15 protein-coding genes are annotated in these 14,161 nt (G+C 71.1%); 5 read left to right on the top strand and 10 right to left on the bottom strand.

What is annotated here, in order from left to right; all coding sequences use genetic code 11:
- Positions 1 to 11: 11 nt before the first annotated feature.
- On the bottom strand, positions 12 to 1,085 hold the full coding sequence (locus tag SLINC_RS02720; protein ID WP_067426233.1) for a family 2 encapsulin nanocompartment cargo protein terpene cyclase: 1,074 nt from the start codon (positions 1,083 to 1,085) through the stop codon (positions 12 to 14).
- A gap of 28 nt (positions 1,086 to 1,113) precedes the next feature.
- Entirely contained in the window at positions 1,114 to 2,568 is a 1,455-nt protein-coding gene (locus SLINC_RS02715; RefSeq protein WP_067426229.1) for a family 2B encapsulin nanocompartment shell protein, read from the bottom strand.
- Positions 2,569 to 2,976: 408 nt separating this feature from the next.
- Between SLINC_RS02715 and SLINC_RS02710 the strand changes: the two genes are divergently transcribed.
- Together SLINC_RS02710 and SLINC_RS02705 are read left to right on the top strand one after the other, a co-directional pair.
- Positions 2,977 to 3,777 carry a VOC family protein gene (locus SLINC_RS02710; RefSeq protein ID WP_079164370.1) on the top strand — a complete coding sequence of 267 codons (801 nt, stop codon included), beginning with the start codon at positions 2,977 to 2,979 and terminating at the stop codon, positions 3,775 to 3,777.
- Positions 3,778 to 3,808: 31 nt separating this feature from the next.
- Positions 3,809 to 4,516, top strand: coding sequence for a ribonuclease H family protein (locus SLINC_RS02705; RefSeq protein ID WP_067426225.1), 708 nt, complete (start codon positions 3,809 to 3,811; stop codon positions 4,514 to 4,516).
- A gap of 48 nt (positions 4,517 to 4,564) precedes the next feature.
- Here SLINC_RS02705 and SLINC_RS02700 read toward each other — a convergent pair whose 3' ends face one another.
- The 3 genes from SLINC_RS02700 to melC1 all read right to left on the bottom strand — a co-directional run bounded on the left by SLINC_RS02700 (position 4,565) and on the right by melC1 (position 6,379).
- On the bottom strand, positions 4,565 to 5,017 hold the full coding sequence (locus SLINC_RS02700; RefSeq protein ID WP_067426223.1) for an SRPBCC family protein: 453 nt from the start codon (positions 5,015 to 5,017) through the stop codon (positions 4,565 to 4,567).
- Positions 5,018 to 5,099: 82 nt separating this feature from the next.
- A complete protein-coding gene (melC2, locus tag SLINC_RS02695; protein WP_067426220.1) occupies positions 5,100 to 5,924 on the bottom strand; it encodes a tyrosinase MelC2 in 825 nt (274 codons plus the stop codon).
- Positions 5,925 to 5,956: 32 nt separating this feature from the next.
- A complete protein-coding gene (gene melC1 / locus SLINC_RS02690; RefSeq protein ID WP_067426218.1) occupies positions 5,957 to 6,379 on the bottom strand; it encodes an apotyrosinase chaperone MelC1 in 423 nt (140 codons plus the stop codon).
- 371 nt (positions 6,380 to 6,750) lie between these two features.
- On the opposite strand from melC1, the gene SLINC_RS02685 reads away from it, so the two are divergent.
- Complete coding sequence (locus SLINC_RS02685) at positions 6,751 to 7,968, top strand: FAD-dependent monooxygenase (protein ID WP_067426216.1); 1,218 nt, start codon at positions 6,751 to 6,753, stop codon at positions 7,966 to 7,968.
- 66 nt (positions 7,969 to 8,034) lie between these two features.
- Here SLINC_RS02685 and SLINC_RS02680 read toward each other — a convergent pair whose 3' ends face one another.
- Positions 8,035 to 9,768, bottom strand: coding sequence for a cholesterol oxidase substrate-binding domain-containing protein (locus tag SLINC_RS02680; protein ID WP_079164369.1), 1,734 nt, complete (start codon positions 9,766 to 9,768; stop codon positions 8,035 to 8,037).
- 136 nt (positions 9,769 to 9,904) lie between these two features.
- Between SLINC_RS02680 and SLINC_RS02675 the strand changes: the two genes are divergently transcribed.
- A complete protein-coding gene (locus tag SLINC_RS02675) occupies positions 9,905 to 10,888 on the top strand; it encodes an aldo/keto reductase (RefSeq protein WP_067426212.1) in 984 nt (327 codons plus the stop codon).
- A gap of 13 nt (positions 10,889 to 10,901) precedes the next feature.
- Here the strand turns inward: SLINC_RS02675 and SLINC_RS02670 are convergent, their stop codons facing one another.
- Positions 10,902 to 11,249, bottom strand: coding sequence for a hypothetical protein (locus SLINC_RS02670; protein WP_067426211.1), 348 nt, complete (start codon positions 11,247 to 11,249; stop codon positions 10,902 to 10,904).
- 129 nt (positions 11,250 to 11,378) lie between these two features.
- A complete protein-coding gene (locus tag SLINC_RS02665) occupies positions 11,379 to 11,807 on the bottom strand; it encodes a hypothetical protein (protein ID WP_079164368.1) in 429 nt (142 codons plus the stop codon).
- A gap of 139 nt (positions 11,808 to 11,946) precedes the next feature.
- On the opposite strand from SLINC_RS02665, the gene SLINC_RS02660 reads away from it, so the two are divergent.
- Complete coding sequence (locus SLINC_RS02660) at positions 11,947 to 12,447, top strand: DUF6328 family protein (RefSeq protein WP_067426207.1); 501 nt, start codon at positions 11,947 to 11,949, stop codon at positions 12,445 to 12,447.
- Positions 12,448 to 12,509: 62 nt separating this feature from the next.
- Here the strand turns inward: SLINC_RS02660 and SLINC_RS02655 are convergent, their stop codons facing one another.
- Entirely contained in the window at positions 12,510 to 12,935 is a 426-nt protein-coding gene (locus tag SLINC_RS02655) for an SsgA family sporulation/cell division regulator (protein ID WP_067426205.1), read from the bottom strand.
- Between the two features lie 62 nt (positions 12,936 to 12,997).
- The gene (locus SLINC_RS02650) at positions 12,998 to 14,035 is read right to left on the bottom strand and encodes a hypothetical protein (protein WP_067426204.1); all 1,038 of its coding nucleotides are present in this window, start codon (positions 14,033 to 14,035) and stop codon (positions 12,998 to 13,000) included.
- Between the last annotated feature and the right edge of the window lie 126 nt (positions 14,036 to 14,161).

Below are 14,161 nucleotides of genomic sequence, written 5' to 3'. Positions count from 1 at the left end.
GATGGGCTGTGTCACCAGTAGTTCGGCAGGTGGTAGCGGTGGGTGTTGGTGGCGTGCCACTCGTGGTTGCCGGACACCCAGGCCGCCAGGCCCCGGGCGTAGCGCTCGACCGGCGGGGAGGTCGCCGAGAGCGTCGCGGCCTCCTCCTCGAAGGTGTCCATGATCTGGTTGTGGATCTCCACGGAGCGCAGGTAGGCGGCCTTCAGACCGCGCCGGTCGTTCGCGGCGACGACCACGGGCAGGTTGAGGTGGGTCGGATCGCTCGCGAGTTCCTTGGTGAAGGAGTAGAGGTCGTTGACGATCGTGGTGGCGTTGCAGGCCAGGGCGGTGAGCCGCTGGATCTCGGGACGGGCGTAGACCGCCTCGGGCAGTTCGTAGCCGTCCACGGCGTCGACGATCGACAGACACGGCCGGAAGTTGTTGAACTGCCGCATCACCAGGTACTCCCACACCCGGGGCGTGTACCGGATCTCCGACCAGGCGGCCTCGGCGAGATAGCCGAGGTGCAGGCGGGCGATGTCGTGGACGAAGCGGTCCGTCTGGCTGGGCGTGGCGAAGGCGGCGTAGTCCTTCAGCGCCCAGTGGTAGGAGCGCAGCGGCCCGTCGGCCTGTACGCCCTCGCGCCACTGGGCCTCCAGGGCGGGGGTCGCGTGGAAGGGATCCAGGGCCGCCTGGGCCAGGATCAGCCGGCCGCCCAGACCGCGCGCGGAGGCACCCCTGCCCTCGTCCTCCTCGCAGTAGCAGCTGTCGACGAGGTTCTCGGCGAGCAGCAGTTCACCGGCCGCGGTGAGGCGGTCCAGGTCGGCCGCGCCCGGATGCTGGAGCACCACGGCCCGGCCGAACTGGAACCCCGAGAAGTCCCCCGACCAGGCCGGCGGGAACAGGTCGAGCCCGCGGGCCCAGGCCTCCAGCCGTGCGTCGATCTCCCGCACCTTCTCGGGATCGGCGGGCACGGCGGGCCGGTGTCTGATGCCGGGGATCGGGCCGCCCCGCCGGGCCCGCGAGGTGCGCAAGGGCCCCGGCGGGACGGGCGGGCGACGGGAGGGGGCGGGTGGGGGCGCGGTGGATTCGGGAGGTGCGCTCATCGAGGTACTCCTGGAGGGCTCCACCCGGTCAGTCGGCCGTCCGGCCGATCTGGACGTTCTCCAGGACCCCCGCCGCGTCGGGGACCAGGATGGCCATCGAGTAGTAGGCGGTGACGAGGTAGCGGATGATCGCGGTGCCGTCGATGCCCATGAACCGTACGTTCAGGCCCGGTTGGTACTCCTCGGGAATGCCGGTCTGGAACAGCCCCACCACCCCCTGGTCCGCCTCACCGGTGCGCAGCGCGACGATGCTGCTGGTGTGCTGCGGACCGATCGGGATCTTGCTGCACGGGAAGATGGGCACCCCTCGCCAGCCGGGGACCTCGTGCCCCTCCACGGACACCGTGCCGGGCACCAGGCCGAGCCGGTTGCACTGCCGGAAGAAGGCCGCGATGGCCTTCGGGTGGGCGAGGAAGAGCCGGGTCTTGCGGCGCATGGAGAGCAGTTCGTCCAGGTCGTCCGGGGTCGGCGGCCCGGAGAAGGTGCTGATGCGCTGGCCGTGGTCGATGTTGTGGAGCAGACCGAACTCGCGGTTGTTGACGAGTTCCCACTCCTGCCGCTCGCGGATCTCCTCGATGGTCAGCCGCAGCTGCTGCTCGGTCTGGTCCATGGGGTCGTTGTAGAGGTCGGCGACCCGGCTGTGGACCCGCAGCACCGTCTGGGTGAGCGACAACTCGTACTCGCGCGGGGCGAGTTCGTAGTCGACGAAGCCGCCGGGCAGCACCGGCTCGCCCACATGGCCGGCCTGCACCGGGACATCGGCCTCGCCCTTGCGGTTCATGGGCTTGCTCTGCCGGGCGGCATAGGCCTCCAGATGGGCCGCAAGCGACGGGGTGCGCCCGGTGAACTCCGTGAGGGTGTCCCAGGACAGCGCGAGCACCACCCCGGCGGTCTCGGCCCGCACCGAGGTCAGCCACAGCGGGTCGGCGCGGCCGACGGCCTCGTCACCCAGGCCGTCGCCGTCGGTGACGACCCCGATGACCTCCTCCTCGCCGTACTTGCCGACGGCGAACCGGGTGAACCTGCCGTGGACGATCAGATAGGCCTCCGTCACGGGCTGGCCGGCCTCGAAGAGGATCTGCCCGGCGCGCACCTCCCGCACCCGGAAGCGGGAGGCGATCTCCCTGAGGGCCTCGGTGTCGGAGTAGCCGCGCAGGGCGGGCAGTTCGGTGAGCGTCTGAGGGATGACCTTCACGTCGTCGGCGCCGTTCTGGTCGAACTGCACCCGCCCCCGGCCCACCTTCAGCTGGAGGCGCCGGTTGACGCGGTAGGCGCCGCCCCGGACGTCCACCCACGGCAGCATCTTCAGCAGCCATCGCGAGGTGATGGCCTGCATCTGGGGTTCGGACTTGGTGGTCGTGGCGAGCTGACGTGCGGCCCGCGTGCCGAGACTGGTGAGCTGGTCGTCTCCGGCGGAGCGGGTGACGGGTTCGGGGGCGGGGTCGTCGGTGGCGGGGCCGCTGGCGCTTTCGGGGGCGGACACATTCCCTCCCTGGGGGTGAAGCAGGGGCGAGTGGAGTGGTCGGTGCATACGACAGCCTCGTGGCGGCGACGTCGTGGCGGGTGAGCCGGGCGCGTCGCACGACCAAGCCAAACAGCCGGCGAGGCGGCCGGTAACCGCGCGAACGGGGCGGTCACGGGGGCCGCGAGGTGTAAACACCCGAAGGAGGGCCGGGGTGAACGGGTGTGTGACCGCACGCCGGTCCCACGTCCCGCGCTCCCGGCGCGGGGAGCGCCCGGCCGTCGCACGGGCCGCGCGGCGCGGCCCGTCGTCCTGCGACCGGTCCGGAACGGAGCGAGGCGTTCGGCGCGCGGTCCGGCGCACAGGTGACTAGCGTGAGGAAACGGACCGTCCACCGACCGATCCACCGATCCGGAGAGGGCCGCAGTCATGGCCGTGCAACCTGAGGGAACCCCCTGTTGGGCCGATGCGATGTTCAGCGACGTCGAGGGAGCGAAGAGCTTCTACGGTGACGTCCTCGGCTGGACCTTCGGCGAGGCGTCGTCGGAGTACGGCAACTACACGCAGGCCTACGCGGACGGCAAGGCCGTCGCCGCCGTCGTCCCGCCGATGCCCGGCCAGGAGGGGCCGTCGCAGTGGTGCCTGTACCTCGCCTCCCCGGACGCCGCGGCGACCGCCGGCAGGATCCGCGAGAACGGCGGCGAGGTGGTGATGGAGCCGATGCAGGTCGGCGACTTCGGCACCATGTGCCTGGGGCGCGACCCCGCCGGCGTCGTCTTCGGCGTGTGGCAGGCGGGCGTCCACGAGGGGTTCGAGGCGCCGCCCGAGCAGGCCGGCGCGTTCTGCTGGGCCGAGGTCTTCACCCGGGAGACGGAGAAGTCGGACACGTTCTTCCCGGCCGTCTTCGGCTACACCGCCAAGCAGATGCAGGACGACGCGGTCGACTTCCGGCTCTTCGAGGTCGGCGGCGAGACGGTCCTCGGCCGCATGAAGATGGGCGAGGAGTTCCCGCCCGAGGTGCCGCCGTACATCAACGTCTACTTCACCGTCGCCGACTGCGACGACGCCGTCGCCCGGGCCACCAAGCTCGGCGGCATCCTCCGGTTCGGGCCGATGGACACCCCCTTCGGCCGCTTCGCGGCGCTGAGCGACCCGCAGGGCGCCAGCTTCTCGGTGATCGACGTCACCACGACCGCGGGAGACATGCCGCAGGTCACGGACGTCTCCTGACGGGTGGCCGAACGCCCCGCGCGGCCATGGCATGATCGGGCGCATGCGTGAACGTGTGGTGGCCGCGTGCGACGGGGCTTCGAAGGGAAACCCCGGACCGGCGGGCTGGGCCTGGGTGGTCGCGGACGATACGGAGACTCCGACCCGCTGGGAGGCGGGGGCGCTCGGAAAGGCCACCAACAACGTGGCCGAACTGACCGCCCTGGAACGCCTGTTGGCCGCGACCGACCGGGACGTACCGCTGGAGATCCGGATGGACTCCCAGTACGCCATGAAGGCCGTGACCACCTGGCTGCCAGGCTGGAAGCGCAACGGCTGGAAGACGGCCGCCGGCAAGCCCGTCGCCAACCAGGACCTGGTCGTGCGTATCGACGAACTGCTCGACGGCCGCTCGGTGGAGTTCCGCTACGTGCCCGCCCACCAGGTGGACGGCGATCCGCTCAACGACTTCGCCGACCGGGCCGCCAGCCAGGCCGCGATCGTCCAGGAGCCCGCGGGCAGCGGTCTCGGCTCGCCGGAACCGCCGCCCGCACCGGACGCCCCGCCCGCCCGCGCGCCACGCAAGCGCACGGGCGGGACCAAGACGTCCGGCGCACGCGGCGGCGGCTCGGCCCGGACCATCAAGGCGAAGTTCCCCGGTCGTTGCCTGTGCGGGCGCGCCTACGCGGCGGGGGAATCCATCGCCAAGAACGCGCAGGGGTGGGGCCATCCGGAGTGCCGTACGGAAGCGGCCGGATAGTCCGGACGGACCCCGGGACCGAGTACGGAGCGGTACGGGGTACCGCGGTTAGATCACCGCGCCGCGCCAGCCACCGGTCTCCTGGCCGCGCTCCTCGATGAACTTCTTGAAGCGCTCCAGGTCACCCTTGGTCTGACGCTTCACGAAACCGAGCTTGTCGCCGACCTTCTCGGTGACGCTGTCCGGATGGAAGTCCATCTGGAGCATCACCTTGGTGTGGTCGTCGTCGAGCCGGTGGAAGGTGACGACACCCGCCTGCTCCGCCTCGCCGCCGACCGTGGTCCACGCGACCCGCTCGTCGGGGATCTGTTCGGTGATCTCGGCGTCGAACTCCTTGTGCACGCCGTTCACACTGGTCACCCAGTGGGTGAGCGTGTCCGTGCGCTGCTCGATGCGCTCCACCCCGCTCATGAACTGGGGGAAGGTCTCGAACTGCGTCCACTGGTTGTAGGCGGTGTGCACCGGCACTCCGACCTCGATGGATTCCTCGACCTTGGACACGGGTGAATCCCTCCTTCGTCTTCTCGGGTGTGTCCGGCGCGGGTACCCCTGACCTGCGGTACAAACCCGTGACCGCCGGACGTCAGTCCGTGTCGAAGGTGTAGTGGCGGGTGTGGTCCAGCAGGTCCGCGGGACGCGTGTCGTGCCAGGGCTTCATCGTCTCGTCGAGGTCCACCACGTCCGGCGTCCCGGCGGCCGGCACATAGCCGGCGTCCGGGTGACGGCGCTGCCACTGGGCCCACAGCTTGTCGATGTACGCGTGATGCAGCCAGAACACCGGGTCGTTCGGCGAGACCCCGGTGGCCATCTGCCCGCCGACCCAGACATGCACCCTGTTGTGCAGGTTGACGCCCCGCCAGCCCTCCAGATGGTTGCGGAAACCGTCCGAGGCGCTGTTCCACGGCGCCATGTCGTACGTCGGTATGGACAGCACGGAGTCCACCTCCGCCCGGGTCGGCAGCTCCCGGCCGGCGCCGCCCAGCGCCCGTCGCAGATACGTACGCCCGTCCAGGCGCACGGTGATCGGCCAGACGCCGGTGGCGGCGGCGAACGGCCCGTCCGTCACCCGGCCGTCCCGGCTGCGCCCGGTACCGCCGAGAAAGTCCGGCGCCCACAGCGAGGAACGCGCCGAGCGGTCGGTGCTCCAGTCCCAGTACGGCAGCGCCACCGAGGCATCCACCGACTGAAGGGCGCGTTCGAACTCCAGCAGGAATCTGCGGTGCCAGGGCAGGAACGAGGGTGAACGGTGGCCGGTGCGTTCGCCGTTGTCGGTGTCGGCGACGATGAACTCGTTGTGCGTGGTGACGAAGGTGTCGTAGCGGCCGCTGCGCTTGAGCTCCAGGACGGCGGTGACGAAGCGCCGCTTCTCGTCGGCGGTCAGGGTCGCCTGGTTCTTGCGGACGGTCATGTGCGGGTCTCCCAAGTTGCTTGCGGGGCGGTTCAGTTGGCGGGGAACGGGACGAGCTTGGCGCCCTGGAGTTCGTCGACCGCGGCACGTGCGGCGGCGCGCGGGGTGGGCACCGGGTCGTAGTGGCTGACGACGCTGATCCAGCTGCCGTCGGCGTTGCGCATCACGTGCAGCTCCACGCCGTCTACGAACACCGCGTAGCCGGTGCCGTGGTGGTGACCGCCCCCGGTGGAGGGCCGGCCCTGTATCCGGCGGCCCTTGTAGACCTCGTCGAAGGAGGAGGGGGAGGAGGGGGAGGAGGTCGAGGAGGGAGCAGGGGAGGGGGAGTCGGGTGAGCCGTGGTCGTGGGCGGCGGCGCCCGGCGCGGCGGCAGCCTGGGCTCCGGCTCCGGCTCCCGCCCCCGAGGCGAGTGCGGCTGCGGCGGTCAGTGCGCGGCGTCGGGTGAGTCGGGGCATGCGGGATCCTCCGGGATCGTCGGGTTCGCCGAGGTCGTCGGGCGGCGTCGGGTTGACGCCTCCGCATGCCTATCCGCCCGGAGGAGAGCGGGAGAAATCGTTCGAGACCGGTTGGCTCCGATCGGGACAATTCCTAAGATGTCGTACAGCGTTGAACGAAGTTGATCTTGCTGTGTGTGGCGCGCTGGGAGCCCGGAAGGGGGAATTCCTTCTCGCGGCGGCCGAATTCAGGACGCTCTTTCATGGCCGGGTCCATCTGCTGTGGCCTGCCCCACCTGTGGAAAGTGACGCGATTCGAATGGCCCGGAGGGTCGCCCCTGCCCCTGCTACCCTGCGTTGCCAATTGACCGCGATAAGTGATTACCGTAGGAGTGCGTGTGAAGGTCGCCTGCGTCGGTGGCGGGCCCGCCGGCCTGTATCTGTCGATCCTGCTGAAACGACAGGACCCGTCCCACGAGATCACCGTTCATGAGCGCAATCCGGAGGGCTCGACCTACGGCTGGGGTGTCACCTACTGGCGCGGACTGCTCGACCGGCTCCACGAGTACGACCCCGAGTCCGCGCGGGCCGTCGAGGAGCACTCGGTGACCTGGAACGAGGGTGTCGCGCTGGTAGGGGACCGGGCCACCCGGCGCCCCGGCGACCAGGGCTTCGGCATCGGCCGCCACCGGCTGCTGGAGATCCTCGCCGCCCGGGCCCGCTCCCTCGACGTACGGCTGGAGTTCGACCAGGAGATCACGGACGCGAACCTGCCCGAGGCCGACCTCGTCGTGGCCGCGGACGGAGTGCACAGCACCCTGCGCGGCCAACACGCCGACCACTTCGGCGAGGAGATCCGGGCGGGCCGCAACCACTACATCTGGCTCGGCACCACCAAGGTCTTCGACGCGTTCACCTTCGCCTTCGTCGAGACCGACCACGGCTGGATCTGGTGCTACGGCTATCCCTTCAGCCCCGAGCGCAGCACCTGTGTCGTCGAGTGCGCCCCCGAGACCTGGACCGGGCTCGGCCTGGACCGGGCGAACGAGGCCGACGGAACGGCCCTGCTGGAGAAGCTCTTCGTCGACGTGCTCGACGGCCATGCCCTCATCGGCCGCACCTCGGCCCAGGTCGGCGCCCCCTGGCTGACCTTCCGCACCCTCACCAACCGCACCTGGCAGCGCGACAACCTCGTCCTGATCGGCGACGCCGCCCACACCACCCACTACTCCATCGGCGCCGGCACCACCCTCGCCCTGGAGGACACCATCGTCCTGGCCGACGCGCTGCGCGGGCACCCGAGCCTCCCGGACGCCCTCGCCCGCTATGAACAGCGGCGCAGGCGGGAGCTGCTGTCCATCCAGAGCGCGGCCCGCTACAGCGCCCAGTGGTACGAGAACCTGCCCCGCTACATCGACCTGCCCCCGGAGCAGATGTTCGCCCTCCTCGGCCAGCGGCACTCGCCCCTGCTGCCGTACGTCCCGCCCCAGCTGTACTACCGCCTCGACAAGGCGGCCGGGCAACTGGAGGCGCTGCGCCGGTTCAAGCGCTGGCTGGGCCCGAAGGTGGCCCGGACCGTGCACGCGAGGGCACTGGCCTCCCGCAAGTAGGGCCCCGACGGCACGCCATCGGCCGTACAGGACGGCACGTCGTCACCCGTACAGGACGGCACGTCCTCATCCGAACAGCCGGTCGAGGAAGTCGTTCCCGAAGACGCGGTGGGGATCCAGCCGGTCGAACGTCCCGGCCGCCTGTCCCCACACCGTCTCACCGAACGAGGCGGGCACCGTCGTACCGATCACCTCCTCGTCCTGCCACACCGCCTCCTCGGTGTACGCCCAGCCCTTGGACCACTCGACCCGGGTGAGGGCGTGCCGGCCGTCGTGGCTGTCCAGCAGGAACCGCTCGATCTCGCGCAGGAACGCCTCCGCGTGCGGCGTGCCGGGCAGCGTCAGGATGTCCAGCCACACCGCGGTGTCCCACTCGGGGTGTTCCTCGCTCGGCCGCAGCGCCGACAGCAGGGGAGTGCGGGCGCCGTCCAGCTCGGCGTGGGCCGGGTCGTCGAGGCCGGTCACCCGGATCTCGACCGAGCCGTTGACCGGGAAACGGCCCTGGGCCGCGTACGCCGTGAGCCGCTGCCGGTAGAAGGCGGTGAACTCGCTGACCACGCGCTGTACTTGATCCCGGGTGGTGTGCACCGCGTACCCGTTCGCGGTCACCCGGAGCGTGGTCGGCCGGAGGTAGAGCAGGGTGTTCTTTGACGGTCCCCAGATGTCGGCGGACAAGGTCGCCACCAGTCCGAGCGCGGCCGTGTCGTACTGCGCGTTGCCCAGCACCGGCGCCAGGTACCAGGCCGCGTCCGAGACCATCCGCCCGGCCAGATCCGCGACCAGGGTCGGGATGTTGTCGGAGAAGGGGTAGTTGTACGGCCGCGTCACCCGCCGCGAGGTCAGCGGCTTGGTGGGGGAGACGCTCCACACCTTCAGCCACGGGAACTCGGTGAAGGCGAACCAGATCGCCTCGACCCGCCCGGATTCCTCCAGGAAGCTCGCGAAGGTCCGCCCGTCCGTACCGGGCGCCGCGAACAGCTCGCCCGCCGGGATGTCCACCCGGCTCACACACCGCAGATCGCTGTTCGCGCCCACGCGCAGCACGACCTCGGTGACCAGGACGCGCCCCAGATGGGTGAGGAGCGCGGCACAGTCCGGCTCGTCGCGCCGGAACGTCCGTGCCGCGTAGGCACCGGCGTCCTCGTCCCACACGACCGCCGTGAGCGACAGGACACGATTGCTGAGCGAGCCGTACGTCTGACCGGGCAGCCGCTGTTCCCCCTCGGCCGGTACGGCCGTGCCGTGCGCGTCGATCGCGAGGGCGCCGCCGAGCGTGAGCACGCCGGGAGCGGGAGCGGCCGTCACCCCGAGACCGTGCTCCTCCAGGTAGGTGAGCAGCGTCTCCAGGGTGACACCGGTGCCGGCCCGGACCGACGTGCCGGACTCCAGGGCCAGCCCGGTGAGATGGGCGGCGGTGTCCACGAGGAGCACGGGCGCGTCGGACGGCGTCCCCTCGGTGATCGTCAGCGGCGACCAGCCGTGCGAGGAACCCCGGGGCCGCACCCGCCACCCGTGCCGGCGGGCCCAGTTGACGACGGCGACCGTCTGCCCGGTGTCCGCGGGCGCGCAGGCCCACAACCCGTCGGCGGTGATCTCGCCGACCCAGTTGCGGTACGCCGAGCGGTACAGGGCGATGCCCGCCGGGAACTCCGGCAACTCCTCGGCCGCCTGTGCCGGGTCCGCCGGCAGCAGTACGGGTACGGCGGCCAGCGCGGCGGCGGAGCGCAGGAAGCCGCGACGGCTCCAGGAGGAGGCAAAGGGGCCTTCGGGCCGGGAGTTGTGCACGGAACGATCAGTCACGGGCCCACGCTAGGGGCTCGTTGACACGTGCATGCTGGCTGTCCGCGTCCTTCACTCGTGTGAGTGAAGGATTCACAGGTCGCCCGCCGGAGCAACCGGTTCCGCGCGGGGGCGTGACGGATGACAGACTGACGCCATGGACGAGCGCACATTCGACAGGTCTCAGCAGCACGCATCCGTCATCGGTCTCGGCACCTGGCAGCTGGGCGCCGACTGGGGAGACGTCGACGACAAGGAAGCCCTGGCCGTACTGGAGGCAGCGGCCGAATCGGGCGTCACCTTCTTCGACACGGCCGACGTGTACGGCGACGGACGCAGCGAACAGACCATCGCCGCCTTCCTCAGCGGCCGCCCCGACCTGCATGTGCTGGTCGCGACCAAGATGGGCCGCCGGGTCGAGCAGATCCCGGAGAACTACGTCCTGGACAACTTCCGCGCCTGGAACGACCGTTCGCGCCGCAACCTCGGCGTCGACCGCATCGACCTGGTCCAGCTGCACTGCCCGCCCACGCCCGTGTACTCCACGGACGAGGTGTTCGACGCCCTCGACACCCTCGTCGAGGAGGAGCGCATCGCCGCCTACGGCGTCAGCGTGGAGACCTGCCAGGAGGCGCTGACCGCGATCGCCCGCCCCGGAGTGGCGAGCGTCCAGATCATCCTCAACCCGTTCCGCATGAAGCCCCTGCGCGAGGTGCTCCCCGCGGCCCGCGAGGCCGGCGTCGGCATCATCGCCCGGGTCCCGCTCGCCTCCGGCCTGCTGTCGGGCAAGTACACCAAGGACACGGTCTTCCCCGACAACGACCACCGCACCTACAACCGGCACGGCGAGTCCTTCGACGTGGGCGAGACCTTCTCCGGCGTGGACTACACGACGGGCGTCGAGGCCGCCGCCGAGTTCGCCGCGCTGGCCCCCGAGGGATACACCCCGGCCCAGCTCGCGCTGCGCTGGATCGTCCAGCAGCCCGGGGTGACCTCCGTGATCCCCGGCGCCCGCTCGCCCGAGCAGGCCCGCGCCAACGCGGCCGCCGCCAGGCTGCCGGAGCTCTCCGAGCGGACACTCACCGCGATCCGCGACCTGTACGACCGGCGGATCAAGGAGCAGGTGGAGAGCCGCTGGTAGCGCTCCGGACCGGTCAGGGCCGCAGGACCAGCTGACGCTCCCGCTCCTGGTCGCCGGACGCGGCACCCCGGTCGTGCGCGGAGAAGGCGCGCGACAGTGTGTCGCTCGCCTTCTCGACGTTCTCCGGCGTGCCCTGCACGGTGACGGAGACGGGCGCGGACAGATGACCGGCGGAGTGCTGCGGCAGCCGCTCCGGAAGCTCCGAGCCGACCCCGGTGAACGTGGCCGTGTGCACGGTGGCGCGGTCGTCGGCGGGCAGCCCGTCCGCGGCGCCGAAGACGGGCTCCAGGGCCCGTACGACCTTCTGGGCGTCGGCGGCGCTGCCGCCGCTGAGCGTGATGGTGAGCTCGGTGCCGGACATGGTCAACGGGACTCCTCGGTGGACGACGTCATCGAGTACGGCGTGACGTCCGCGGCCGCCACGCCGTACGTCTGTCCGCTCCGTGTAACCGCCCGGTGATCGCTGAAACAGCCCGCCGGGCGGTCAGGGTCAGATGCGGCCGCCGATCATCCGGGTGATCGGCCCCTGGGTGTGCCGCTCGGCCCGGCGGCCCGCCGCGTAGGACGCGGCACCCAGCGCGGTCAGGCCCGCCCCGACGCCCGCGGCCACGAGCTTGCGGTGGCTGAGCACGGTCCACGCGGTCTTCGCGCCGGCCGCGACCTGACCCGAGGCCGACACGATCGCCTGACGGCCCGCCTCGACGCTCCTGGCCGCGGTCTGCGCGGCCTGGCTCGTAGTGTCGGCCGCCCGCTCCGCGCCCGCCTTGGCGGCGGACGCCGTCTCCTCGGTCTTCGAGGCCGCCGCCCGCGCGGTCTGCCCCGCCGGGGCCGTCGCCCGGTCAATGTTCTGCCGTGCCTTCGACCCCGCGGCCGAGGCGGCTGCTGCGTTCTTGTTCGTTTCCTTGTCCGATTCCGTCATGGGAACCGGTTTGCCGTTCGGCCGCCTCGCAAACACGTGGAGTCGTCCGCGGACCCGACACCGTCACGACCGGTCCGTTCGCGAGAAACAGGGAACACGGACGGAAAGGGACAACGGGGTCGAGAGCAGGGAGGAACCTTTGTCGGTCAACCACACCGCACCGGAGGCCACCGGCAACGGGCGCAACGAGACCGAGGAGGAGAGAGCCGACCGCAAGTGGGGCGAGCTCATCCAGGAGGTCCGGGTCGCCCAGACCGGGGTGCAGATTCTGTTCGGCTTCCTGCTCACCGTCGTGTTCACCCCCCGCTACGCGGACCTGGGCGACACGGACCGGACCATCTACATCGTGACGGTCGTGCTGGGCGCCGCCGCCACCGGCGCACTCATCGGGCCGGTGTCCCTGCACCGCCTGGTCTCCGGCCGACGGGTCAAGTCCCAGGCGGTCGAATGGGCCTCCCGGCTGACCTTCGTCGGCCTGGTGCTGCTGCTCGCCACCATGACGGCCGCGCTCCTGCTGATCCTGCGGGTCGCGACCCACGACGGCTATGTGCCCTGGCTGGTCGCCGGAGTGGTGGGCTGGTACCTGCTGTGCTGGTTCCTCGTACCGATGCTCGTGCGGATCCGCCACACGACGAAGTGACACCGGCCGAGTCCACTGGCCGACCAACCCCTCGGGCGGCCGCCCAGTGGACTCGCTCCGAGTCAGCCCCCGGCGATGACCTCTTGCAGGAAGTCGTCGATCCGCAGCTCCTCCCGCCCCGGCGGCACGGCCTCCCGGGTCTCCCGCAGGAAGGCCGCGAGCGCCGGGGCCCACGCGAACACCACGGCCCGCTGCCGGCCACCGTCGGGACGGGCGTCGCCGAAGAACTCGATCCGCAGCTCCTCCCACAGCCCGGTCGAAACCGGCCGCATCCGCACGTCCCCCACCCCGACCCGGCGTTCCAGCCCGAGAGTGAGCATCTCGCGGTCCAGCCGCCATCGCGCGAGCACCCGGCCGTCATGGCTGAACACCGCGGTGACGGCGAACGGGTCCGCCGGGTCGTAGCTCAGATGGGCGAGCACCGGACAGCAGTCCATGGCGCCCGACTGGAGCTGCACGACCAGGGTCTTGTGCACGAAGGAGTTCACTGCAGGGCCTCCGGGGAGAACAGTCGTAGAGACCTCTAGTACCCCCGTGACGCGCAAGATGCTCAGCCTTCCGGGTGATTCCCGCGTGCGCCGCGCAGCGCCGTGATGCACGAGGCGATCGCGCTCTGGAGCTCCTCCAGCCGCTGGACCATGTCGTCCTCGTAGAACTCCTGCGGATCGACGTCGTCGAAGGTGAGTTCCTCGAAGACCTTCGTGGCCCGCTGGAGGCTGCTGTAGAACTTCGTGCGCCGTTCCTGGACGCGCAGGCCGGGATCGGCCTCCACGGCCTCGACGACGAGGGACTTCATGGTGTCGTAGGCCTCGGAGGCCCACTCGCCGGTGTCCTCGTCCTCCTCCAGCTCGTCGAGGAGCGACAGGTGCCGCTCGGCCTCCTGGCGGATGTCGACGGGCGCGTCGAGCATCTGCCCGGCGGGCGTCTTGATCTGGCCCGACTCGGCGATCTGACGGACGTAGCCGATCCGGTCGGCCGACCGGCTCTCGGTGGCGACGGCCTTCTTCAGATCGTCGGTGCGTACGACGTCGCGGGCCAACTCGGCCTGGAGCTCCGGGTCCTCGCGCACCCGGTCCAGGAGCGCCTGGCGGGCCGCGCGGGCGGTGGAGGGGTCGGCGAGGATCGCGGCGCGCAGCGCGGTCGGGTTCTCGGCGACCTCCAGGGCCTTGGTCGGGCGGATGCCCTCGGCCTCGGCGGCCTCCGCGATGGCGGTGCCGCGCTCGGAGGCGGCGCTGCTGCGCGAGACGTAGTAGCCGAGCCACACGTCGGCGTCCGGCAGTTCCACCTCCTCGCCGGGTGCGAGCGCCTCGAACTGCGGGACGAGACCGTCGTCGGCGGCCCGGTCCCAGGCCTTGTAGTAGCGCATGACGCGCTCGGGCGAGCACCCGGCGAGTTCGGCGAACTCCTTGGCGGACACCTTCGGTGTCTCCTCCGCGCTCTGGCCGCCGGGCCGTACGCTGCGCGCCACCATCAGGCCGAAGGCCCACCCGCCGGTCCGCGCATAGGCGCCGAATTCGCGCGCGTCCCGCGCCACGAGGTCGGACAGGGGAGCGGGGGACGTCTCGGACGGAGCGATCGCTAGGGTCACGGGTGCTTCTCCTGGGCAGGCTGGTCGGACCGCACAATGTGCGGCTCGGAGCCTATTGCACCCGGGGGCGCCGCTCCGGCAGCCCCCGCGGTTCGCCCGAGGCCGTGTCAGCCCAGGTCGGTCCAG

Origin of the sequence: Streptomyces lincolnensis, assembly GCF_001685355.1 — a bacterium.
GTDB classification, from domain to species: Bacteria; Actinomycetota; Actinomycetes; order Streptomycetales; family Streptomycetaceae; genus Streptomyces; species Streptomyces lincolnensis.
This window is presented reverse-complemented; position numbering and strand designations above follow the sequence as displayed.